Below are 23,788 nucleotides of genomic sequence, written 5' to 3' on the forward strand. Positions count from 1 at the left end.
GGTTAATCTAAAATCAGAAATCTAAAATCTAAAATCTCAAGATTATTCCCACTCTAATGCCTTCTTCTTGATGATGTAAAAGAAACCAACTAAAAGTAAAGACATGAAAACTAACATTTTTAACATTCCTTCAATTCCTAAGTCTTTGAAGTTTACTGCCCATGGGTAAAGAAAAATAACCTCTACGTCGAATAATACGAACAAGATGGCAACAAGGAAGTATTTTACAGAAAATGGAATACGGGCGTTACCAACAGATTCAATACCGCATTCGAAGTTTTTATCTTTTACTTCAGAGGTTCTTCTTGGTCCTAATTTTCCAGAAATAATGATTGTTCCTACCACAAAACCAACAGCTAAAATAAACTGCATTAAAATAGGAATGTAACTGTATTGATCAGATTGCATAAACTTCGATTTTATACTTAAAAAATGAGCCACAAAGATAACTTGGAAGTCTGTAAAACACAAGTTAAAAAAGGATTTAAGTAGGGTATGAAAGTGCGTTTATGTCTAATTTTTATTCATTATAAATAACAATGTGTTATTTTAATATTTTTTTAAGAAATGGGTTAAAAAAAACGTCCCGATACTTCGGGACGTCTTCTTAGACCATTCAGAGGCAAAAAAAATAAATTGCTATATTTTTCTTAGATTACTGCTACTTTAGCAGCAACTTTCCCTTTTCTTCCTTCTTCTTCTTCGTAGCTTACACGGTCACCTTCGCGTAATTCTTCCGCGTTAATTCCTGAAGCGTGAACGAAGATGTCCTTTCCTGTTTCTTCGTCTGTAATGAATCCATAACCTTTAGATTCATTGAAAAATTTTACTGTACCTGTACGCATTGTAATTGTAATAATAATTTATAATAAAACAAATGTAATATATAAAGTGATACAAAAGACAAATACGTGTTAATTTTTTGTAAAAATTATTGATTTACAGTGTTTTTACGCGGTTTATTGCATCAATTTGCTTATAAAATACCATAATTTGCGAATCATTAATTGTAGGAATATAAAAAAGACCCGTTTGTAAGAATTTGATAATTTGAAAAAACAACGCTTTAAGATTTTTCCTAACATTTTGTTAAACAAAAAAGACGTCTGAAATTTCAAACGTCTTTTTAAATTTTTATGAATAAATTATTTCAAATTAAGCAATGTCTACTTTAATTCGAAGTTCTTTCAATTGTGCATCGTCAATTGCGGCAGGAGCATCGATCATTACATCACGTCCTGAATTGTTTTTAGGGAACGCAATAAAATCTCTAATTGTTTCTTGGCCTCCTAAAATTGCCACAAGTCTATCCAAACCAAAAGCTAGACCTCCGTGTGGTGGTGCTCCAAATTGGAAAGCATCCATTAAGAATCCGAATTGTGCTTTTGCTTCTTCTTCGGTAAATCCTAATAGTTGAAACATTAACTGCTGAGTTTCTTTATTGTGAATACGAATAGATCCCCCGCCAATTTCGTTTCCGTTTAAAACCATATCGTATGCATTGGCATTTAATTGGTCAATTAAAGGGTCTCTTTCTCCGATAAGTTTTGCGCCATTTCTTAATACATCAGCTGTTTTAAGTATTTCATTTGTGTATTTATTATTAACGATTTCATGGGGAGATGTAAAAGGGTGATGCATAGCATGATATCTTTTATTTTCTTCATCCCATTCCAATAATGGGAAATCAGTTACCCAAAGAGGTGCAAATTCTTCTGGATTACGCAATCCTAAACGAGTAGCCAATTCCATACGTAAAGCAGAAAGCTGCGCGCGTGTTTTGTTTGCCGGTCCAGAAAGAACAAAAATCATATCGCCAGGATTTGCTTCTGTAGCTTTTGCCCAGTTTGCCAAATCATCATTGTCATAGAATTTATCTACAGACGATTTGTATGTTCCGTCTTCGTTGCATTTTACGTAAACCATTCCAGACGCACCAACTTGCGGACGCTTTACCCAGTCAATTAATCCGTCGATTTCTTTACGAGTGTAGTTTCCAGCTCCAGGAACAGCGATTCCGACAACCAATTCAGCTGTATTAAATACAGGGAATTCTTTGTGTTGTGCAAATTCGTTTAGTTCTCCAAACTTCATTCCGAAACGGATGTCCGGTTTGTCGTTTCCGTATGTTTTCATAGCATAGTCGTAGGTAATTCTTGGGAATTTATCTACTTCAATACCTTTAATTTCTTTAAGTAAATGTCTTGTCAGACCTTCGAAAATATTTAAAATATCTTCTTGCTCCACAAACGCCATTTCGCAGTCAATTTGCGTAAACTCAGGCTGACGGTCTGCACGCAAATCTTCGTCACGGAAACATTTTACGATTTGGAAATATTTATCCATTCCGCCCACCATCAAAAGTTGTTTGAAAGTTTGCGGAGATTGTGGTAATGCATAAAACTGTCCTTCGTTCATACGGCTTGGTACAACGAAATCTCTTGCTCCTTCTGGAGTTGATTTGATCAAATAAGGTGTTTCGACTTCGCAGAAATCCAAATCAGATAAATATTTACGAACTTCCATTGCCACTTTGTGACGGAATAATAAGCTGTTTTTTACCGGATTTCTTCTGATATCCAAGTAACGGTACTTCATTCTGATGTCTTCTCCACCGTCTGTTTCATCTTCAATTGTAAATGGAGGAGTAAGTGCAGTGTTTAAAATCGTTAATTCTGAAACTAAAATTTCGATTTCACCAGTCGGGATATTTTTGTTTTTAGCTTCACGCTCAATTACAGTTCCTTTTACCTGAATTACAAATTCTCTACCTAGAGTTTTAGCCAATTCAAAAACGGTTTTATCAGTACGACTTTCGTCGAAAATAAGCTGTGTAATTCCATAACGGTCGCGTAAATCGACCCAATTCATAAATCCTTTATCACGTGATTTTTGAACCCAGCCCGCAAGTGTAACTTCGGTATTAATATTTGAAGCGTTTAATTCGCCACAATTATGACTTCTATACATAATCAAAATTTTAGATTGCAAAAGTAAATACAAAATTCAAGATAATATAGTAAAGTGAGAAGTTGATTCAGAATAATTTCAAATAAATTGTTAATTGTGAAATTCCGAAGCATTAATTCTTTAGTTTTGATTCTCTAAAAACTAATATTAATACCTATGAAGAAACTTTTTGTTGCAGGTTTAGTAATTTTTACTGCTTTAAACGGGACTGCTCAAAGTAAGAGTTCTATTAAGTTCACCGCTAAAATAACGAACAGAAATAGTGATACTTTAGTAATAAAAGGAAGAGACAACTTCAAGCAAGTAATTCCTATTGATAAAAAACAAGTTTTTGCCGCGACTTTTGATGCTCCACAAGGATTTTATGTTTTCTCGGACGGAACAGAATCTTCGAATCTTTATTTAAAGCCAAATTCTGAAGTTAATTTGACTATGGATGCTAAAGAATTTGATGAAACGATTGTATATAAAGGTAAAGGTGTAGAAGAAAGTAATTTTTTGGCGCAACAGGCATTAAAGGATGAAACTTTTCAGAAAGATGCTTTTGCTAAAGAATCTAATGAATTTAATACTTTGCTAGATAATAAATTGAAAGCAGATACAGAGAATTTGGAAAAAGGGAATTATGCCTCAGAATTTAAAGCTGCTTTGAAACGCAGTTTTGAGAGTTTCCACCAATATGCATCTGAAGAATATGAAAGAGTTTCAAAAGCAAATAAAATGGTTGGAAAAGCTTCTCCAGGTTTTGACTATGAAAATTTTAAAGGAGGAAAAACAAAACTGACGGATTTGAAAGGTAAATATATCTACATTGATCTTTGGGCGACTTGGTGCGCACCTTGTAGAGCAGAAATTCCATATTTGCAAAAGCTTGAAGAAAAATATCATGCAAAAAACATTGAATTTGTAAGTATTTCTATTGATAAAGCGAAAGACAATCCGAAGTGGAAAAAATTCGTAACCGATAAACAGCTAGGAGGCACGCAGCTTTTTGCTGATAAAGATTGGGAATCTGAGTTTGTAGTTAATTACGGCGTAACAGGAATTCCAAGATTTATTTTGATAGATCCAAATGGCAATGTGGTAAGCTCTGATGCTTCTAGGCCATCTGATCCGAAGCTTGAAGAGCAATTAAATGCATTATTGAACTAATTTGTTTACGAAATTTATAACGTTATCGTAAAATACAAATATTTCTAAAATACCAGTAAAACCAGTGCTTGAGCGCTGGTTTTCTTACTTTATGGATTTTTCCAATGTTAAGTTTTTATTCAATGTTACCAAATTGTTAAGTAAAAGTTTTTTTAATGTAAACAATTAACTATATTTGATAAAGATTTCTTAACATTAATACCTAAAGATATGAAAAAGAGTGTAATTTTAGCTGCAATATTGTTCTCTGGAATTGTAGTTGCACAAGAAGGAAAGCCTGAATTAGAAGCTGCTGGAAACAAGGTAAAAGCAACTTATTACTATGAAAATGGTAAAGTGCAGCAAGAGGGCTTTTTTAAAGACGGTAAATTAGACGGTGTCTGGGTATCTTATGACGAAAAAGGAAACAAAAAAGCCGTAGGAGAATATGCAGACGGAGTTAAAACTGGAAAATGGATTTATTTTAATGAAGACAGCTTGAAAGAAGTTGCTTATGTTGACAACAAAGTAAGTTCGGTTAAAAACTTGCAGAAAAATGCTTTAGCAAACAGAAATTAATCACATAATTTCAGAAACCTAATTATAAAAAAACCGTCCCGTTAAAAACGAGACGGTTTTTTTATGCTTTTACTTTTTTTAGATTTTCGGCTTCTTCCAAACCAAATTAAAAATCCGCTTACAGGTAGTGCCGCGGCAATTAAGCTTACAGTAAAAGCTATGATTTTTCCTGGAAGATCTAAAACTTGTCCTGTATGTATTCCGTAATTCATTTCGACAACTTTTAATCCTAAGGTTTTTTTATCGAATGTTTGGCTTTGGATCAATTTTCCGCTTGACGGATGAAAATAATAATTGCTCTGCTGATCGTATCGTAAGGCATGTGGATAAGAGCCCGTGCTCACAATATCACCTTTTTTTTGCGGAATCATTACAAAGAACATTTCTGCTTTTGGCTCTAATTTCAAGGTTTGAGCAAATGCTTTGTCAATTGCAGTAATCGAATTTGTTTTGAAAGCAGTAGTATCAATTAAAGGTGTTTTTGTTTCAGCAGCTTTGTCTCCGCCCAAATTGAAAGATTTATAAATTCCTTCGCCAACCCATTCGTAAGTGAAAGTAAGTCCGGTTATGGCAAGTATTAGAGCAATTAACGCAATATAAAATCCAGATGTATTATGCCAGTCATAATTAACGCGACGCCATTTTGCTGACCATTTTACGGTAAAACTTCTTTTAATGTCGCTTTTTCGTTTGGGCCACCATTGTATAATTCCCGAAATAAGCAATAAAATAAAAACGATGGTTGCGCCGCCAATGATATGTTTTCCTATGTAATCAGGCAGAAGCAGATACAAATGAATGTATTCTACAATAATGAAGAAATCAGTTTCAGGATTTTCAGATTTCAGATGTTTTCCGGTGTACGGATTAAAATACAAGTAAAGATTTCCTGAATTTGAATACGTATAAACAATCGCAGATCTGTTTTTTCCGTAATACGAAACCATACTGACTTTGTTTGCAGGAGCAACTTCTTTTGCTTTTTGCTGCAATTCAGATGGTGAAAGAAAAGGTTTGTTTTGAGGTTCGACCAAACGCCATTCTTTTCTGGTGATGTCTTTTATTTCGTCGTGAAAACAAAAAATACAGCCCGTAATACAAACTATAAAAACAATAAGCCCAGAAATTAGTCCGAGCCATTTGTGTAGAAAACGTATTTTGGTTTTGAATCCCATTTTTGATTAAAAGCGTAAAAGTATGCTCAAAATTTATAAGGGACAAGCTATTGCAAATAATTTGTGGATAAGACTTTGAAGAATAGTGTTGGTAAAAGGAAATTAATCTCGCAAAGACGCAAAGGCGCAAAGAAATATAAAAAAAACTTAGCGACTTTGCGTCTTTGCGAGATTTTAAAAAAAATAACTGCGAGAAAAGGAGCAGGGCAATTTTAAGCAACTGCTTTTTTAGGTTTTAAATGATAGGCCGTGTATAATGAAATTGCTGCTAAGAAAATCCAGAAAACATCAATAAAGAATATTTGAAATTTGTTTTCTAGGAAAGAAGTCCAAAACCAATTTCCAGAAACGATTCCGTTTGTAATAGGAATTAAGAATCCTAAAATACTTCCAGAAATCAAGCAGAATTTATTGGTAAAAGCATCATCCTTTTTAAGGATAAAGAAAATGGCAAGTATTAGCCATCCGCCAAAATAAATAGCATATAAACCAGACTGACTTAAAGGATAGAAAATTTTACTTCCAATAAAGGCTAATGCTGTAATAGGATACATGCTTAAGCAAATTGCTAGATAAATGCGTACAACGGCATTATTGAAACGTCTTTTCTTTTCTGGCATATTATTTTTTTGTCGGGCAACAAGCCAGATCATAACTCCAGAAATGATTACAAAACAAGTTATGATTCCTAAAAGGAAGCTTACGATTTTTAGCGCATATCCGCCATAATCTCCAAAATGGATTCTGTAGAGAACATTTTTTACAACATCTAAATAACTGGTCTGTGCAACGGGATCTTTTTTAGCAATTTCTTTCCCATCGGCAATTCGATAAACTACTTTTCCGATTCCAGTAAATTTTTTGTGGCTTAAAAGTTCGCCTTCAACTAAAACGTGCATATTGGCATCACCATAGTTTTGAATAAAAACGCGAGTGATTTCAAAATCGGCCCAGTTCTTTTTAGTTTTGGAAACTAGCTCATTAATATCAAATGGATTGGCTAGTTTTTTATTTTCAAATTTATAATCAGCATCAGTGTATTCTAATTCTTTATATAATTTATCTTGATCGCCTTTGTATAATGCCATTACAGCTGGAGCTACAATTAAAAGTTTAATCATGAAAAAAGCGCCTGTAACTGCATAAACAAACTGAAAAGGAAGACCAATCATTCCTAATGCAGTGTGCGCATCTGTCCAAAGTGTTTTTAATTTTTCTTTTGGACGGAACATATAAAAGTTAGAGACAATTTTATTCCAATGCAATAAAACTCCAGTAATGATTGCAAATAGGAAAAATAAAGCTGTAAATCCAGACAAATAATATCCTACTGGATATGGAATTTGAGCTAGAAAATGCAGTCGGTATAAAAGTTCTCCTAACGAATATGATGCTTCGTAAGTATGAGTCTTGTAGTTTTTAGTGTCTAAATAAAAAAAATCTCCTGCTTGTTGTTTTTTTGGAGCCAATTTGTCTTTGGTTCCTTCCATATAAACGGCAACTCGATTTTCTATAGATGGTTTAGAAATGGTAATATTTCTTCCGTGCAAAACATATTTTTTGTCCAGATACTGCAGTGCATCATTAAAGTTTAATTGAAGTTCTCTTGTTTGAGGTGTAGATTCACTTCTTTCCCAATTGACAATTTCGTCTCTAAAAAAAGAAAAAGATCCAGCAAAGAAAATTACAAATAGTACTACACTGATAACGATTCCGCTGACAGTATGGGTATGAAAATAGATGTTGTAATGACGGTTGTTCATATATTATTGTGCCGTATTAAAGGTTTGACCCAAATAAATAAAAAGACAAAAAAGTAAAGAAAGAAGAATGTAGATTGCCCATATTTTCCAGCCGCTTTTGGCTAAAAAAGCAATAATCATTAAAGCAACCCATAGAATAAAACCGCTGAAAGCCATTGTAATTAATACGTTCGCACGGTTCAACCAAGAAGCAAGAGCTAAATGGAAAGTAACAGAAACAAAGTATCCGCCTAGAATTGCGGCAGTAATTTTGGAAAAACGAGGCCAAAAAGAGGGATTTAGATATTTTGAATTTGCCGGCATAATTTGATACGGATTACTGGTAGTAGAATTCTGTTAGTGCAATAAAAACCAGTAGCGCCAAAAGCAACTTGCTGTTTATTTTTTTTAAAGGAGTAAGAATGATGATTAAACTTCCGACTGTCATAAGCTGAATGAAAAACATCAAGGTCCCGCATCCTAATGATTGTGTAAAAAGCCACATCATATAAGCCGATAATAAAAGCATTAATCCAATGATTTTAGTTTGCTTTGGATTTTTCTGCATCCATTTTTCAAAACCTAAATCATAAGATAGTACCGCTCTTTTTGAAGTGTAATAAAGCGTGTAAAAAGCTAAAAAAACGATAAGACTGGCAGTTGTAATCATAATCGATGAAATTTGAAAACACCTTTCTAGATAAAGAAAGGTGTTTTGTTTGATTTGTACTAAAATCTATAAGTGAAACTTGCAGCAAAAGTTCTAGGATCTTTTGGATGTATTGTTGACCATCCGTCATAGATTTCTTTGTTTGCGATATTGTTTAATTTTAGTGTGATTCCGAATTTTTCAGTGTTGTAAAACAAAGAAGAATTAAGTACAGTGTATTCTGGAATTGTAAATGTTCCAGCAACAGATCTATTCATGATTTTGTTATCTCCAACATAATTTCCTCCGAAGCCTAAGCCAAATCCTCTTAATAATCCGTTAGTAAACTTATAGCTTGCCCATAAGTTTGCTAAATTATACGCTCCAGCGCTTTCTGGTCTAAATCCTACAAAGTCAGCATCTCCTTTAGTTAGCGTTGCGTCATTATAGCTGTAACCCAATATAATATTTAAACCAGTAATTGGATTAGCAATAAATTCTGCTTCAAAACCTTTATTGTGCTGAGCGCCATCTTGATAATTTGTTACATCAGTTGCGTTTGGTCTAACGCTATAAACCATGTTTGAAACTTTAATATCGTAGTAGCTTAAAGTAGCGTAAATTTTGTCTTTAAAGATGTTCAATTTTGTACCAAATTCAATTTGGTTGGCGTGCTCAGGGTCGAATGTAACAGGAGTTCTAACTGTTCCATTTACGTTTTCGCCTGGAGCTACATTTGAGAAACCATTCATGTAGTTGGCAAAAATAGACACCTTGTCAATAATAGGCTGATAAACCAATCCGAATTTTGGAGAGAAAGAAGTTTGATTGTAGTTGTCAGCATCTGTTGAAACATCTCCAGTGTTTATAAAACGATCTGCACGTAAACTTACCATTGCAGAAAGAGCAGGAGTGAAGTTGATTACATCAGAGAAATAAGCACTGTAAACTTCTTGTTTTGTTTTGTTGTTGTTTCTTGGAGCATTTCCAACAATTGCATCAGAACCAGCTTTTGTTAAATCTCCTGTGTCACCATTTGAAGGTCCGAAAATGGCATTAAATGCGGCTAAATTATCTCCAACATAAACATTTCCATTGGCAAAATATCCTGTTCCGCGATCAAGAGCGACTCTGTTGTAGTAATCTAAACCAACAACAAGTCTGTTCCTCATATTTCCGATTTTAAAATCGCCAACGAAGTTTTGTTGTATATCAAAAGTGGTGTTTTTATTATCCTGATAGTTAAAATATCTTCCCAAAACAATTCCGTCTCCAGGTTTCATTGTTGTATAAGCTGTTCCTTCATATAAATAAGCGTAATTTCCAGTTGACTTAGCATTGCTTGTAGAGAAAATAGTCTGAGAAGTCCATTGGCTAGAAAGCTTGTAGTTCATTTGCGCCTGAATATTATAAGAAGGCGTTTTAATTGTTAATTCGTTGCTTGTATAAGAACGGTTGTTGTCGTATTTTAATTCAGCAATGTTATGAACTCTCAACGGATGTGCTCTGTCTAAAAACAACATTGTTGGGTTTGTGGTTTCATTGCTCATGAATTCGGTATTGACTAAGAATGATAATCTGTCATTCACTTCGTAAGATAATGATGGAGCAATGAAAAATGATTCTACGAAACCAGCATCTTGAAAACTTTCTTGTTTGTTGTATGCTGAGTTTACTCTGAAATTAAGTGTTTTTGTATCGTTAAGAGATGTGTTAAGATCTACAGTTGCACGGTTTAATCCGTAGCTTCCAGCAGTATAATTTACCTCTCCGCCAAATCCTTTGTACGGTCTTTTTGTTGTAGTATTGATTAATCCTCCGTATGAAATTAAACTGCTTCCAAATAAAGTTCCAGAAGGACCTTTAATAATTTCTACTCTGTCAATGTTTGCAGGGTCTAAACTACCATTTGTTAAACCTGGTACACCGTTTACAATAGTTGCTTGAACCGGGAATCCTCTTAGCGAGTAGTAGCTAGCTCCATCTCCGCCACGACCTGTTGAAGCCCAAAGTTGTGTTACGCCGGGAGCATTTTTTAAGGCATCATCAAATGTTGTAACCACTTGTTCTTTTAAAACTGATCCCGTAATTGTAGTATACACTTGTGGATTTTCAAGATTCTTAAGAGGCAATCTAGAAACTTGTTGATTGTCTTTGCGTACGAAACTATTTTTACGACCGTTTATAACTACTTCTGTTAATTCTTCTGAATTGGAAGTAAGATTAAAATTTTGAGTCAATTCTTGTCCTTCAGTAATGGTAATCTTTTTTTCGGCGGTATTATAACCAACAGCAGAAACTTTTAAGGTGTAAGTTCCCGGCTTCACATTTTTAATTTTATAATTACCCTCTTCATCCGTAGTTGTTCCAAATCTGGTACCTTTTAGGGCTAAAGAAATTCCTTCAGGAGATTCATTATTATTTAAAGATATTTTACCTTTTACAGTTGCTTTTTCTTGTGCATTAATCGTATTGCCAATTAAAAAGAAAAGACAAAAAGTTAAAACAGAAATCGTAAATTTTAATTTCATTTTTATTTAGAATTAATTTTGATAGTGCAAATTTAATTGCTGGAGCGCAATCAAACAAGTTGTTTTTATTTATTCTAAATAAATTATTTTTTATAGGTTAAAATTTTAATTAATTCAAAAAATTAACATCTTAAGCCAATCTTAAGCTAGTTTTAAGCAAAAAAAAGCCTGTTCTAATGAAAGAACAGGCTTTTATATTGTTGAAAACTACTTGAAATTACAACTCTAAAGCACGTTTAGCGTCGCCATTCATCAATAATTCTAATGGGTTTTCTAAAGCTTCTTTTACAGCAACCAAGAAACCAACAGACTCACGTCCGTCGATAATTCTGTGATCGTAAGAAAGAGCCACATACATCATTGGGTGAATTTCAACTTTTCCGTTTACAGCAATCGGACGCTCGATGATGTTGTGCATTCCTAAGATTCCTGATTGAGGAGGGTTGATGATTGGAGTTGATAACATACTTCCGAAAACACCACCATTTGTAATTGTGAAAGTTCCTCCAGTCATATCGTCCACTGTAATTTGACCATCACGAGCTCTTAAAGCCAATCTTTTGATCTCAGCTTCAATTCCACGGAAAGTTAAAAGTTCAGCATTACGAACAACAGGAACCATTAATCCTTTTGGCCCAGAAACTGCGATTGAGATGTCGGCAAAATCGTAAGCGATTTTGTAATCACCATCCATCATAGAGTTAACATCTGGATATAATTGTAAAGCTCTTGTAACTGCTTTTGTAAAGAATGACATGTAACCTAAACCAAGACCACCATGTTTTGCTTTGAAAGCATCTTTGTATTCATTACGAATTTGGTTGATTGGCGTCATGTTTACTTCGTTGAAAGTAGTAAGCATAGCTGTTTCATTTTTAGCTGAAACCAATCTTTCTGCTACTTTACGACGTAACATTGATAATTTTGTACGCTCAGTTCCGCGGCTTCCTCCTGTTGGAGTTCCCATAGAAGGCACTGCATTTACAGCATCATCTTTAGTAATTCTTCCGCCTTTACCAGTTCCAGTTACTGTTGCTGGAGCAATATTTTTCTCGTCTAAAATTTTTCTTGCTGCTGGAGATGGAGTTCCTGCTGCATAACTTGTAGCTGCCGGAGCTTGTACTGGTTCTGCTTTTGGAGCTTCAGCCTTTGGAGCCTCTGCTTTCGGTGCTTCCGCTTTAGGCGTTTCTGCTGCTGGAGCTGCAGATCCGCTTCCTGCTGGTTTAGCAGCATCTGTATCAATTAAACAAACTACAGCACCTACTGCAACTGTATCACCTTCTTCCGCTTTTAGTGTAATTACACCGCTCATTTCAGCAGGCAATTCAAGAGTAGCTTTATCTGAATCAACTTCAGCAATAGCCTGATCTTTCTCTACATAATCTCCGTCTTTTACTAACCAAGTTGCAATTTCAACTTCTTTTATTGATTCCCCTGGTGATGGGACTTTCATTTCTAAAATCATCTTGTTTTTGTTTAAGGTTTTTATGGCTTCAGGTTTCAAGTTTCAGGTTGTGACACTTGAAACTTGGAACATGAAACTTGAAACAATTATTTTTTTAATTATCTAAATAAATTTTTATCGAATACCATTCTGATTGCATCTGCGTGACGGCGTTTTGCACGTGTGTAACTTCCTGATGCAGGAGCAGAATATGCTTTTAATGAAGCCAATCTCCATTTCACTAGATCAAAGTTCATTAACATATAGCTGTAAGCACCCATGTTTTTAGGCTCTTCTTGTGCCCAAACATAATCGTCTGCATTTGGATATTGTGCAATGATTGCTTTAATCTGCTCAACTGGGAAAGGGAATAATTGCTCGATACGAACAACAGCAACGTCTTTTCTTCCGTTGTTTTCTCTTTCTGCAGTAATATCGTAGTAGAATTTACCAGTAACAAAAACTAAAGTCTTAACATCTTTTTTGTTTACTGTAGTATCATCAATTGTTTCTTGGAAACTTCCGTTTACTAAATCTTCTACTGGAGACACACATCTTGGGTCACGAAGTAAACTTTTTGGAGTAAATACTACCAATGGTTTACGGAAATTCGTTTTCAATTGTCTTCTTAATAAGTGGAAGAAGTTTGCAGGAGTTGTACAGTCTGCAACATACATATTATGTCTTGCACAAAGCTGTAAGTAACGCTCCATTCTTGCAGAAGAGTGCTCAGCACCTTGTCCTTCGTATCCGTGAGGCAATAAAAGAACGATACCATTTTGGTTGTTCCATTTATCTTCACCACAAGAAATATATTGGTCAATCATGATTTGGGCTCCGTTAGAGAAATCTCCAAATTGTGCTTCCCAGATTGTTAAAGCGTTTGGACTTGCCAATGCATATCCATAATCAAAACCTAAAACTCCGTACTCAGATAAGTGAGAGTTGTAGATATTAAAGTTTCCTTTTTTATCTTCAAGGTTATTAATCAAGATTACTTCTTCTTCAGAATCTTCAACTTTAACTACAGCGTGACGATGAGAGAAAGTTCCTCTTTCTACGTCTTGTCCAGAAATACGAACATCAAAACCTTCTTGCAATAAAGATCCGTATGCTAAATGTTCAGCCATTCCCCAATCTAAAAGATTAGTTTCGAAGAACATTGTTTTTCTGTCGTTGATTAATTTTTGAATTTTACTGATGAATTTTTTGTCTTCAGGTAAATTAGAAATTGCATTTGCAATTTGAGTTAATTTTTCTTTTGGATAAGAAGTATCAACTTTTTGAAGCATTTGCGTATCGGTAACCTGAACAAAACCTTCCCATTCGTTTTTCATGAATGGAGTAATGATCGTTAAATCTTTTTTACGAGAAGCCTCTAAGTTTTCTTCTAAAGCAGATTTGTATTGTTTTTCTAAAGCATTTACATAAGAAGCATCAATTACGCCATCTGAAAGTAATTTCTCAGCATAGATGTCTCTTGGGTTTTTATGTTTAGCAATGATTTTATATAAAACAGGCTGAGTGAAACGAGGTTCGTCACCTTCATTGTGTCCGTATTTTCTATATCCTAATAAATCAATAAATACGTCACGCCCAAACTGCATTCTGTAGTCTAATGCAAAAGATACCGCGTGTACAACAGCTTCAGCATCATCAGCATTTACGTGCAATACTGGAGAAAGCGTTACTTTGGCAACGTCTGTACAGTAAGTAGAAGAACGAGCGTCTAAGTAGTTTGTTGTAAATCCAACTTGGTTGTTGATTACGATATGGATTGTACCTCCAGTTTTGTATCCGTCCAATAAAGACATTTGAATGATTTCATACAAAATACCTTGACCAGCGATAGCAGCATCACCGTGAACAGCAATTGGCAATACTTTTGAGATATTTTCTGGGAAATGTCTTTCTTGTTTTGCTCTTGTAATACCTTCAATTACAGCTCCAACAGTCTCTAAGTGAGAAGGGTTTGGTGCTAAATTGATGTTGATGCTTTTTCCAGATCTTGTTTTTCTGTCAGCAGTAAGACCTAAGTGGTATTTTACGTCACCGTCAAAATACTCTTGATCGTAATCTTTTCCGTCAAACTCACCAAAAATGTCTTGAGTAGATTTTCCGAAGATGTTTGCCAAAACGTTCAAACGACCACGGTGAGCCATTCCCATTACGAATTGTTCAACACCTTTTTCTGCAGCTTGCTCGATCAAAGCATCCAAAGCTGGAATGATAGATTCTCCACCTTCTAATGAAAAACGTTTTTGTCCAACATATTTAGTGTGAAGGAAGTTTTCAAAAGAAACAGCTTCGTTTAATTTATTTAAGATTGTTTTCTTTTCTTCAGTAGAGAAATTAGGCTGGTTTGTATTTACAGATAATTTGTCTTGAATCCATTTTACTACATTAGGATTTCTAATGTACATGTACTCAATACCGATATGCTGGCAGTAAATAGCTTTAAGGCGGTTTACGATATCTTGTAAAGAAGATGGTGCCATTCCGATTGTTTGAGCAGCATCAAAAACAGTTGAAAGGTCAGCTGTAGATAATCCGAAGTTTTCGATATCCAAAGTTGGAGATGAAGTTCTACGGTCACGAACAGGATTTGTTTTCGTGAATAAATGCCCGCGCGTACGGTATCCGTCAATTAATTTAAGAACGTTGAATTCTTTCTTTAGTTTTTCTGAAACTTGACTGTAATCTGTGTTATCGCTAGTCACGTACTCAACGATCGTTTGCACCGGATTTTCGTCGTTATAAGTCGTTTGCCCAAAGTCAAAACCTTGAAAGAAACTTCTCCAGCTAGGCTCAACGCTGTCTGGGTTAACTAAATATTGATCGTATAATTGTGCAAAAAACTCAGTATGCGCTGCGTTTAAAAATGAAAACCTATCCATAATATGAGTGAATATACTTTTTTGTTATATAGAAAGGCAAAAGTACAACAATCGCATTTATTTAAATCTTTTTTTTACGTACTTTTACGTAAAAATTTGTTAAAATAAACGTTAACTATGAATAAAATTCAATTTTCAATCGATTGCAGATATTTTTTTGTGATTTTGGCGGTCTTATTTTCAAGTTATAGTAGTGCACAACAAAAATATGTTATAGACAACAGCAATCATTTTTGGGATAAAGTTCAATTTGGAGGCGGTTTGGGTCTTGGATTCGGTTCAGGATATACCAATATTTCGGTAATGCCGAGTGCCATTTACAATGTTAACGAAATTGTAGCCGTTGGAGCAGGTCTTCAATTTGGTTATTTATATCAAAAAAATTATTACGAATCTTTCGTTTGGGGAGGAAGCCTTATCGGTTTAATAAATCCAATTCCAGAAATCCAGTTATCCGCTGAATTAGAACAAGTAAGAGTTGATACGCAATACGAATCAAGATATGATGTTTATCAAAATTATTACCCTTCGTATTCTGATAGCTATTGGAATACAGCTTTGTATCTTGGGGCAGGTTACAGAACCAAAAATGTAACAATTGGAGCACGTTATGATGTTTTGTATGATCCTAATAAAAGTTTGTACGGCTCTGGATTTATGCCTTTTGTGAGGGTTTATTTTTAAGTTGCTAAGGTTCTGAGATGCTAAGATTCTAAGTCTTCAATTTGTAAAAAAAAAATATTTAAGTGGACCAAGCTTTATTTTCTAAAATAACCTTGCAATATTTAAAAGAGAATTATCCTGATTTTGTAGGAAATATTGATTTTAAAAAAGATCAATCTTTTGATTGTTTTATTAAAAGTATCCAAGGAAACAGATTTTTGTGGGTAGCGACTTATGATTTGGAAATAACCATTGGTTTTGAAAATCATAATAAAGAATGTGATTGGCATTTTCACATTGGAGCTTCAGGAGGAAATAGCCTAAATGAAGAGCTAGAACTATTGACTAAAGAACTCAATAAAATTTTAAATAACGAACAGGTTTTTATTTTGGAAGATGGTAAATATATTCCATTAGATAAAAATGATGAGATAGATGTAAAAGAAGATGAAAAGTTATATGTATGGGATGAGATATAAGTATTGAAAAAACTTAGAACCTTAGCTTCTTAGAATCTCAGAACCTTATTTATAATAATTCCTAAACCACACCTTCTGCCATTCTCTCTTTAAAATCAAGAAAGCCACTTGTTCGGCTAGAATCACCAAATCAGATCCGTCAAGACTTTTTATGTCATTTTCTGGCACGTCAATTATATAAAGTAGATTCAAATATTCAGCAAATTTGTACTGAATCATTCGGTAAATTTTTTCGTGAAGCTGGATTTTTAATTCGTCAGGCGAAATGCTCAATGGAAAATCAATTCCTTCATTGGCCAGATTAAAATCTTTATTGATTTGCTCAATCAAGCTTAAGTATAAATTTTCTTTCTCGGCATCAGCCAATAAATAATCGGTATTTTCAGGAATCGGAAACATTGATGCTTTTTAAGAATTGAGGCAAAGTTAAAACTAAAAAATCATTTAACAGTCGATTCTCGTTCTATGATTCTCGTTGGAAGTTCTATAATTTGATGCGTTATTGGGCGATGTTCTTTTATATCGGCAATTTCATCAATTAAAATAGAAACTGCAGTGTGCCCCATTTCAAATCCAGGCTGATCGATTGTGGTTAATTTAGGCGAAATAACGGTGCTCATAAACCAGTTGCTAAACCCAAAAACAGCTACCTGATCCGGTGTTTTGATTCCTGCTTCATTAAAATATTTTATAATGCCAATGGCAACCAAATCAGTAATCGCAAAAATAGCGTCTATATCTGGATTTTCAGTCATTATTTTTTGGGCATTTTCGTAGCCGTCTTCAAAATCAGTGTTGTTGTCGCAAACATAAACCAACTTCGAATCATACTCAATTCCGTGTGCTTCAAGGGCTCTTTTATAGCCAAGAAAACGATCAATCGAATTTTGCGGTACATACGAACCCCTAAAATGTGCAATTCTTTTGTAACCTTTATTAATAAGGTATGAAACAGCATCAAAAGCTGCTTTGGCATCATTAATCACCACTTTAGAACAATCTACTCTTTTGGCAATTTTATCAAATAAAACAACAGGCGTGTTTTTGCGAATGGCTTCATTAATATGAGAGAAATCATCGGTCTCGTTCGAAAGTGACATTAAAACACCGTCGACCCGCTTTTGAATTAGTAAAGCAAGCTGTTTTTTCTCCATTTCATATTTTTCGTTTGACTGAAGAATAATAACCAGATAACCTCTCTTTTCGGCTTCTTCTAAGATTCCGTTTAATACGCTAGAAAAAAAGTGGTGAACAGTCGCAGGAATAATGACACCAATAGTTTTGGTTTCGTTCGTTCTTAAATTAACCGCTACAGAATTAGGCATATAGTTCATCGTTTCGGCCATTTCGATAACTTTGGCGCGGGTCGATTTACTAATGTCCGTATATCCTTTTAACGCTTTTGAAACCGTTGTAACCGATATTCCTAATGCTGAGGCTATATCTATTAATTTTGTGTCATTCATGAAATAAATGTACTAAAAAATAAACTTCATTGACGAAAAATTAATTTTCGAAAACGTTTTAGGTGATTTCGAAAACGTTTTCGATTTTTAATTCTTATATTCCTTATTATTTGTTTTTAAGTTTGACAGTGATAACCATAATTACTAACTAACCGAACAAAAAAATGAAAAAGCTGCACCATTATTTAGGTACATTATTTTTAATGTTTTGCCTATTTTTTTTACCAAATAATCTGTTTGCCCAAAATACAGCGAAAGTTTCCGGAAAAGTACTCGACGATAGCGGGCTTACAGTTCCGGGAGCAAATGTAACGCTTAAGGAAACAGGAAAAAGTACCGTTACAGATGAAAACGGAGGATATTCATTCTCAAACATCGAAGCAGGAACATACACTATTATTGCAACGAGCGTAGGGTATAAAACTTTCGAGAAAAAGATTGCTGTAAAAGAAGGAGAATCAGTCGAAGCAAATTTACTTCTTGAAGGAGAATCGCAAAGTTTAAAAGAAGTAGTAGTAACAGGTTCGTCTGCTCCAAGATCTAAACTGGAATCCAGCGTTGCCATTACCACGTTAGGAGCAAAAGCAATCGAAGACAGAGCGCCATCTAGTACGGCAGCTTTATTGCAGACCATTCCGGGATTTGTTGTTGAAGCATCTGGAGGAGAAATTGGAAACAATCTTTTTGCAAGAGGAATCCCGTCTGCGGGAGCTTATGAATATGTACAAATTCAGGAAGACGGATTACCGGTTTTTGAAGATGGAGCTTTACAATTTGCCAATGCTGATACTTTTTACAGACTAGACGAAACAGTAAGTAAAATGGAAGCCGTTCGAGGAGGTTCTGCTTCAATTTTTGCTAACAATGCTCCGGGTGGAATCATCAACTTTATTTCTAAAACAGGACAAAATGATTTTCAGGGAAGAGCAAAATTCACTACTTCAGATTACGGAATGTTCAGAACCGATCTTAATTTATCAGGTGCTTTAATTCAGGATAAATTATTTTTTAATGTCGGTGGATTTTACAGAGCCGATAATGGCGTAAGAAATACAGGTTTTACAGCCAATAAAGGTGGACAAATAAAAGGAAACATTACTTATAAATTTGACGACAACGATTATTTAAGAGTGAATTTTAAACATCTTGACGACAGAAACACATTCTATTTACCAATTCCACTAAAAAGCAATAACGGAAAAATTGAGGGGATTCCAGGATTTAATCCAAATTACGGAACGTTGACTTCAGTAAACTTAAGTCATTTAAATGTACCTCAATATGGAGGCGGTACTTTTAGCGCAGATTTAGAAGATGGTTCACATCCAATTATTAACTCAATTGGAGCTGAATTCAAAAAGAAAATATCGGATAAAGTAACGTTTAAGAATTCGTTTAAAAACACCAATATCGATTTAAATTACAATGCGATTTTTCCAAATGGCGGACCTTGGACACAAGATGCCTATGCAACAAGCGTTCAAAATACAACGGCAGGAAACTTAGCTTATACTTACGTAGACAATGGTGCGACGCTTGATCCAAACGCTTTAATTATGAGAGCAGATCTTTGGCACATTGAGAAAAAGATGAACAACTTTGCTAATAATTTCTCTTTTTCTTTTGATTTAGATCCGGTGCAGTTAACAGCAGGTTACTACTATTCTAACTGGAAATCAAATCAATATTGGAACTGGAATTCTTATTTAGTAGGGGTTTCAGACAATCCGAGATTATTAAACGTAAAAGACAATACAACTGGAATTAATCATACATGGAATGGTATAGAAAGAATTACATGGTTAGAAAGAGATGCACAGACAAAAGGTCTTTTGAATGATGTTTATGCTGATGCCGAAATTAAAGCTACAGACAAATTAACTTTTAATGCTGGTTTAAGATACAATAAAGACAAATATTCAGGATACAGAGACAACGCCAGATTTTTTGCTGAAGATTTAGGAATTTTAGATAATAATACGGCTGATGATAAGGTTACAACTGTAAAAGGAAATCCTTATACATACTGGAGATATGATGTAAGCGAATGGTCGTATACTGCTGCAGGAAACTACAAATTCAACGATAATATGGCTTCGTATGTTCGTTACAGTCACGGATTTAGATCTCCAATTGAAGAATCGTTTTATGATAATGCTGCCGATTTAAGTAAATTAGAAAATACAGAAGTTAATCAGTTTGAATTAGGATATAAATATGCAAGTTCTTTCTTCTCTGTAAATGCGAATTTGTTTCACATGAATTTGAAAAACGTAGCTTTCACGGATATTTTATCTGATGGATCTTCAGAAAATAAATTTGCTGATGTAAACAATATTGGTCTTGAAGTAGAAACCAATGCGAGATACGAAATGGTAAAACTAAACTTTACATTTACCGTTCAAAAACCAGAATACGACAATTTTACAGGAACAAATGCAGATGGTTCTACTTTTGATTTTAACGGAAATACAGCAAGAAGAATCCCTAAGTTTTTCTGTAACCTAAGACCAGAAGTTGATATTACAAAAGATTTTACAGCGTATGTTCAGTTTTCTTATTTCGATAAAAAATTCACGAATCAGGATAACAAACAAGTTTTACCGGCTTACAAAGAAGTGGGGGCAGGATTAAGTTACAAGTATAACAATCTTCGTTTTGCAGTCGATGCTTCGAATTTATTTAATGAAATTGGTTTAACAGAAGGAGATCCAAGACAAACAACATCTGCAGCAAGCGATGTGTTTATGGCAAGACCTATTTTAGGACGTGCTTTTAGATTTTCGGTAGCGATTAATTTCTAAATTTATAAAAGACGTTATTAATCGTCTTTACACAATATACGGATTGTAGAGGCGCACAGCAGTGCGTCTCCTGCACCGTAGTCACAAAGCACAGGCAAATAAATAAAAAATGAAAAACATAGGAATTAAAATCTCGCTCTATCTTAATTATTTTGTCTTCGCTATTTTGTTAAACAGCGTAGGCATTGTGATTTTAAAATCGCAGAAAAATTACGGAGTCGATGAAGTTCAGGCGAGTATTTTAGAAGCTTTTAAAGACATGCCAATTGCAATTGTATCCTTTTTTATAGCCTCTTTTTTACCAAGAATAGGCTATAGAAAAGCGATGCTAATAGGATTAAGTCTGGTTACTTTAGCCTGTATTTCTATGTATTTTGGAAACTCATTCGACAATGCTAAAATTCTTTTTGCCACCGTTGGTGTTTCGTTTGCCCTGATAAAAGTTTCGGTTTATTCGTTAATAGGAACCGTAACCGAAACCAAAAAAGAACACAACGCTTTAATGAGCAGTATTGAAGGCTTTTTTATGGTGGGAATTGCGCTGGCTTATTTTTTATTTCCGGCTTTTAATAACGAAAACGATCCCAATTCATGGTTAAATGTTTATTGGCTGTTGGCGGGATTATCGTTTGTATCGTTTCTGTTTTTACTTTTTATAAAATTTGAAGAAACCGAAGTTGCAGTAGGAGCAAACCTCAAGGATGATTTCCTGCAGATGTTTAAATTAATGGCAAAACTGCTGACGGTTATTTTCGTGATCAGCGTTTTTTTATTTGTCATGATCGAACAGGGAATTCTTTCCTGGTTGCCCACATTTAATACAAAAGTACTTCATCTTCCGGAAAATATCAGCATTATGATGGCCAGTATTTTGGCCATTTCATTAGCCATTGGAAGAATGATTGCCGGTATTGTAACCAAAAAAGTAAATTGGATTTGGGTGTTGAGTTTCTGCATTATTTCTGCCATGCTTCTCGTAACTTTTGTACTTCCAAAAACAGTAGGATTAGAAGTAAAAAGCATCAATACACTTTCGGATATTCCGTTAATTGGTTTCGCATTTCCTTTAATAGGATTGTTTATTGCGCCCATTTATCCCTTATTAAATTCCATAGTATTAAGTGCTTTGCCAAAGAATTTACAAAGTTCCATGACCGGATTAATAGTCATTTTTTCTGCTCTTGGCGGAACTTTGGGTTCCAGAATAACAGGCTGGCTGTTTAAAAATGAAGGCCCTGAAAAAGCTTTTTATTTTACTTTAATACCAATGACCTTATTATTGATCTCCTTTTTTATTCTTAAAAAAATAACTGCAAAAGATGAAATTTAAACTCCATATAAATCAAACCATCGAAAAATTATTGGCTCAGGAAGATACTGACGGTGATAAAAAAATTACAATAGATGACAACGGTCCTAAAAGTTTTTTATTGAATGATGAAAACGGAAATTCGGCAGTAATTGAAGGAACTTATCAGCTTTCGAATTTATTGCAGGAACTGGCTTTGGCTAAGAAAAACAATACTGAATTTGCCTCAATAGATTTAAATGAAATCACCGAAGATCCTGTAAAAAGAATTTCAAGAAAAATTAAAGATTTGTATTGGAATGGTCTTACCCGAACAATTGATGCCATTGGCGTAAAGAAAATTCTGGAAGACGATAAAATAGAAAACGAATTTGCCTATTTGTACGTGCCATTTGGAGATGAAATTGTTTTTGATTATTTCAAGAAATTAGAAGCTTCAACGCCAAAGTTAAAAGTTGTGCAGATGCCTAAAAATATTACTCCCGAATATGTTTTATCGCTCAACAAAAAACCGGGAATTCTGGCATTGGCACTTCAAATAAAAAACAATGAAATTTCGGGAGTTCCGTTTGTGGTTCCCGGCGGAAGATTCAATGAAATGTACGGCTGGGACAGTTATTTTATTGCCAAAGGACTTTTGATTGATGATAAAATTGAACTTGCTTTAGGCATTGCCGAAAATTTTAAATACCAAATCGATCATTACGGAAAAATTCTAAATGCGAATAGAAGTTATTATTTAACCCGCACACAGCCACCGTTGTATACATCGCTTATTATAGATGTTTTAGAAAAATCAAATCCGGATATTTTTTGGATAGAAAGACATTTAAAAACGGCTATAAAAGAGTATCAAACCGTTTGGATGGAAGAAGGAAAACGACTTACGGCAAATGGTTTAAATCGTTATAAAGCGGAAGGAATTGGACTTCCGTTTGAGGTCGAAGAAGGACATTTTGATGATATTCTGGAACAGTTTGCACCAAAATATAATTTGTCTACTCGTGAGTTTGAAAAGAAATATCTGGAAAGAGAAGTGGTAGATGAAGAACTCGATAAATACTTTATTCACGACCGAAGCATGCGCGAAAGTGGTCATGATACCACCAATAGATTAGTTGGAATCTGCGCCAATTTAAACACAGTTGCAATCAATAGTCTGCTCTATAAATACGAAACGGATATTGCTTTTTTGATTCAGAAATATTTTAAAAATGAATTTCAATATTTTGAAGACAAATCTTTTTCAAGCGAATATTGGCTGCAAAAAGCTTCTTCGAGAAAAGAAAAAATAAACACATTGTTATGGAATTCTGAAAACGGAATTTATTTCGATTATGATTTTGTGAATGAAAAACAACATGTTTTTGATGCTGCGACTACTTTTTATCCACTTTGGGCCAAAATAAGCACGCCAGAACAAGCTGAAATTTTGGTAAAAAAGACACTTCCGAAATTTAAAATGAAAGGCGGAATTGCGGGAAGTACCAAGGAATCGATTGCAGGCATAGATGAAAATGCGCCAATGCGCCAATGGGATTATCCGTTTGGCTGGGCACCGCATCAAATGCTTTTGTGGGAGGGTTTATTGAATTATAATTTTAATGAAGAAGCGCAGGAAATGGTCTATCGATGGCTGTGGCTCATTACCAGAAACGCGGTGGATTATAACGGAACAATTCCGGAGAAATTTGATTTATCGATAAGCTCACACAAAATTTTCGCCGAATACGGAAACGTAGGAACCGAATTTAATTACATAACCGAAGAAGGTTTTGGCTGGATGAACGCTTCGTATCAATATGGATTAACGATTTTAAAAGACGATTTAAAACAAAAATTGTCAGATTTAGCTGATCCTGATGAACTTTTTTAGTTAAACGAGCCTTCGACTTCGCTCAGTATGACACTCGAAATGTCAGGCTGAGCGAAGTCGAAGCCCTTTATAA

The 23,788-nt window shown here is 34.5% G+C and carries 19 protein-coding genes; 7 read left to right on the forward strand and 12 right to left on the reverse strand.

Features of this window, described 5'->3' with window-relative positions; all coding sequences use genetic code 11:
- Positions 1-42: 42 nt before the first annotated feature.
- The 3 genes from J7574_RS03410 to aspS form a co-directional block, all read right to left on the reverse strand.
- A complete protein-coding gene (locus J7574_RS03410) occupies positions 43-408 on the reverse strand; it encodes an NADH-quinone oxidoreductase subunit A (RefSeq protein WP_095929654.1) in 366 nt (121 codons plus the stop codon).
- Positions 409-650: 242 nt separating this feature from the next.
- Positions 651-845: a cold-shock protein gene (locus tag J7574_RS03415; protein WP_007137066.1), complete on the reverse strand. Its 195-nt coding sequence runs from the start codon at positions 843-845 to the stop codon at positions 651-653.
- Between the two features lie 310 nt (positions 846-1,155).
- On the reverse strand, positions 1,156-2,970 hold the full coding sequence (gene aspS, locus J7574_RS03420; RefSeq protein WP_290964241.1) for an aspartate--tRNA ligase: 1,815 nt from the start codon (positions 2,968-2,970) through the stop codon (positions 1,156-1,158).
- Positions 2,971-3,126: 156 nt separating this feature from the next.
- On the opposite strand from aspS, the gene J7574_RS03425 reads away from it, so the two are divergent.
- Positions 3,127-4,122, forward strand: a complete 996-nt coding sequence (locus J7574_RS03425) for a TlpA disulfide reductase family protein (protein WP_290964244.1) — start codon at positions 3,127-3,129, stop codon at positions 4,120-4,122.
- 210 nt (positions 4,123-4,332) lie between these two features.
- A complete protein-coding gene (locus tag J7574_RS03430; protein ID WP_290964247.1) occupies positions 4,333-4,680 on the forward strand; it encodes a membrane-binding protein in 348 nt (115 codons plus the stop codon).
- A gap of 41 nt (positions 4,681-4,721) precedes the next feature.
- On the opposite strand, the gene J7574_RS03435 is transcribed toward J7574_RS03430, so the two are convergent.
- The 7 genes from J7574_RS03435 to J7574_RS03465 form a co-directional block, all read right to left on the reverse strand.
- Complete coding sequence (locus J7574_RS03435; protein ID WP_290964250.1) at positions 4,722-5,855, reverse strand: PepSY domain-containing protein; 1,134 nt, start codon at positions 5,853-5,855, stop codon at positions 4,722-4,724.
- A 212-nt stretch (positions 5,856-6,067) separates the two neighbouring features.
- Positions 6,068-7,618, reverse strand: coding sequence for a PepSY domain-containing protein (locus tag J7574_RS03440; protein ID WP_290964253.1), 1,551 nt, complete (start codon positions 7,616-7,618; stop codon positions 6,068-6,070).
- 3 nt (positions 7,619-7,621) lie between these two features.
- Positions 7,622-7,921 (reverse strand): hypothetical protein, encoded by a 300-nt coding sequence (locus J7574_RS03445; RefSeq protein ID WP_290964256.1) that lies wholly within the window; start codon positions 7,919-7,921, stop codon positions 7,622-7,624.
- Positions 7,922-7,934: 13 nt separating this feature from the next.
- Positions 7,935-8,267, reverse strand: coding sequence for a hypothetical protein (locus J7574_RS03450; protein ID WP_290964259.1), 333 nt, complete (start codon positions 8,265-8,267; stop codon positions 7,935-7,937).
- A 59-nt stretch (positions 8,268-8,326) separates the two neighbouring features.
- Positions 8,327-10,777, reverse strand: a complete 2,451-nt coding sequence (locus J7574_RS03455) for a TonB-dependent receptor (protein WP_290964262.1) — start codon at positions 10,775-10,777, stop codon at positions 8,327-8,329.
- Positions 10,778-10,994: 217 nt separating this feature from the next.
- On the reverse strand, positions 10,995-12,242 hold the full coding sequence (odhB, locus tag J7574_RS03460) for a 2-oxoglutarate dehydrogenase complex dihydrolipoyllysine-residue succinyltransferase (RefSeq protein WP_290964266.1): 1,248 nt from the start codon (positions 12,240-12,242) through the stop codon (positions 10,995-10,997).
- Between the two features lie 98 nt (positions 12,243-12,340).
- Positions 12,341-15,118: a 2-oxoglutarate dehydrogenase E1 component gene (locus J7574_RS03465; RefSeq protein WP_290964270.1), complete on the reverse strand. Its 2,778-nt coding sequence runs from the start codon at positions 15,116-15,118 to the stop codon at positions 12,341-12,343.
- A gap of 117 nt (positions 15,119-15,235) precedes the next feature.
- Here J7574_RS03465 and J7574_RS03470 point away from each other — a divergent pair, with 117 nt between their 5' ends.
- Together J7574_RS03470 and J7574_RS03475 are read left to right on the forward strand one after the other, a co-directional pair.
- Positions 15,236-15,802, forward strand: a complete 567-nt coding sequence (locus J7574_RS03470; RefSeq protein ID WP_290964272.1) for a hypothetical protein — start codon at positions 15,236-15,238, stop codon at positions 15,800-15,802.
- A 62-nt stretch (positions 15,803-15,864) separates the two neighbouring features.
- On the forward strand, positions 15,865-16,260 hold the full coding sequence (locus tag J7574_RS03475) for a hypothetical protein (protein ID WP_066033056.1): 396 nt from the start codon (positions 15,865-15,867) through the stop codon (positions 16,258-16,260).
- Between the two features lie 45 nt (positions 16,261-16,305).
- Here J7574_RS03475 and J7574_RS03480 read toward each other — a convergent pair whose 3' ends face one another.
- Both J7574_RS03480 and J7574_RS03485 read right to left on the reverse strand, forming a co-directional pair.
- A complete protein-coding gene (locus J7574_RS03480) occupies positions 16,306-16,659 on the reverse strand; it encodes a hypothetical protein (protein ID WP_290964277.1) in 354 nt (117 codons plus the stop codon).
- Between the two features lie 41 nt (positions 16,660-16,700).
- Entirely contained in the window at positions 16,701-17,726 is a 1,026-nt protein-coding gene (locus tag J7574_RS03485; protein WP_290964280.1) for a LacI family DNA-binding transcriptional regulator, read from the reverse strand.
- A 164-nt stretch (positions 17,727-17,890) separates the two neighbouring features.
- Between J7574_RS03485 and J7574_RS03490 the strand changes: the two genes are divergently transcribed.
- From J7574_RS03490 to J7574_RS03500, 3 genes are all read left to right on the forward strand, one after another.
- Positions 17,891-20,530: a TonB-dependent receptor gene (locus J7574_RS03490; RefSeq protein WP_290964284.1), complete on the forward strand. Its 2,640-nt coding sequence runs from the start codon at positions 17,891-17,893 to the stop codon at positions 20,528-20,530.
- A gap of 109 nt (positions 20,531-20,639) precedes the next feature.
- A complete protein-coding gene (locus J7574_RS03495) occupies positions 20,640-21,860 on the forward strand; it encodes a sugar MFS transporter (RefSeq protein ID WP_290964287.1) in 1,221 nt (406 codons plus the stop codon).
- Entirely contained in the window at positions 21,850-23,715 is a 1,866-nt protein-coding gene (locus J7574_RS03500; RefSeq protein WP_290964290.1) for an alpha,alpha-trehalase, read from the forward strand. Before J7574_RS03495 ends, J7574_RS03500 begins: the two co-directional genes overlap by 11 nt.
- The last annotated feature ends 73 nt before the right edge of the window (positions 23,716-23,788 follow it).

The organism is Flavobacterium sp. (assembly GCF_017744675.1).
Classification (GTDB): domain Bacteria; phylum Bacteroidota; class Bacteroidia; order Flavobacteriales; family Flavobacteriaceae; genus Flavobacterium.

What these genes read in the sequence shown, in the direction of transcription:
- J7574_RS03500 (WP_290964290.1), top strand. Translation starts at nt 21,850, where the DNA reads ATGAAATTTAAACTCCATATAAATCAAACCATCGAAAAATTATTGGCT.
- J7574_RS03430 (WP_290964247.1), top strand. Translation starts at nt 4,333, where the DNA reads ATGAAAAAGAGTGTAATTTTAGCTGCAATATTGTTCTCTGGAATTGTA.
- J7574_RS03440 (WP_290964253.1), bottom strand. Translation starts at nt 7,618, where the DNA reads ATGAACAACCGTCATTACAACATCTATTTTCATACCCATACTGTCAGC.
- odhB (WP_290964266.1), bottom strand. Translation starts at nt 12,242, where the DNA reads ATGATTTTAGAAATGAAAGTCCCATCACCAGGGGAATCAATAAAAGAA.
- J7574_RS03465 (WP_290964270.1), bottom strand. Translation starts at nt 15,118, where the DNA reads ATGGATAGGTTTTCATTTTTAAACGCAGCGCATACTGAGTTTTTTGCA.
- J7574_RS03450 (WP_290964259.1), bottom strand. Translation starts at nt 8,267, where the DNA reads ATGATTACAACTGCCAGTCTTATCGTTTTTTTAGCTTTTTACACGCTT.
- J7574_RS03435 (WP_290964250.1), bottom strand. Translation starts at nt 5,855, where the DNA reads ATGGGATTCAAAACCAAAATACGTTTTCTACACAAATGGCTCGGACTA.
- J7574_RS03485 (WP_290964280.1), bottom strand. Translation starts at nt 17,726, where the DNA reads ATGAATGACACAAAATTAATAGATATAGCCTCAGCATTAGGAATATCG.
- J7574_RS03455 (WP_290964262.1), bottom strand. Translation starts at nt 10,777, where the DNA reads ATGAAATTAAAATTTACGATTTCTGTTTTAACTTTTTGTCTTTTCTTT.
- J7574_RS03410 (WP_095929654.1), bottom strand. Translation starts at nt 408, where the DNA reads ATGCAATCTGATCAATACAGTTACATTCCTATTTTAATGCAGTTTATT.
- J7574_RS03445 (WP_290964256.1), bottom strand. Translation starts at nt 7,921, where the DNA reads ATGCCGGCAAATTCAAAATATCTAAATCCCTCTTTTTGGCCTCGTTTT.
- J7574_RS03490 (WP_290964284.1), top strand. Translation starts at nt 17,891, where the DNA reads ATGAAAAAGCTGCACCATTATTTAGGTACATTATTTTTAATGTTTTGC.
- J7574_RS03470 (WP_290964272.1), top strand. Translation starts at nt 15,236, where the DNA reads ATGAATAAAATTCAATTTTCAATCGATTGCAGATATTTTTTTGTGATT.
- J7574_RS03480 (WP_290964277.1), bottom strand. Translation starts at nt 16,659, where the DNA reads ATGTTTCCGATTCCTGAAAATACCGATTATTTATTGGCTGATGCCGAG.
- J7574_RS03415 (WP_007137066.1), bottom strand. Translation starts at nt 845, where the DNA reads ATGCGTACAGGTACAGTAAAATTTTTCAATGAATCTAAAGGTTATGGA.
- aspS (WP_290964241.1), bottom strand. Translation starts at nt 2,970, where the DNA reads ATGTATAGAAGTCATAATTGTGGCGAATTAAACGCTTCAAATATTAAT.
- J7574_RS03495 (WP_290964287.1), top strand. Translation starts at nt 20,640, where the DNA reads ATGAAAAACATAGGAATTAAAATCTCGCTCTATCTTAATTATTTTGTC.
- J7574_RS03425 (WP_290964244.1), top strand. Translation starts at nt 3,127, where the DNA reads ATGAAGAAACTTTTTGTTGCAGGTTTAGTAATTTTTACTGCTTTAAAC.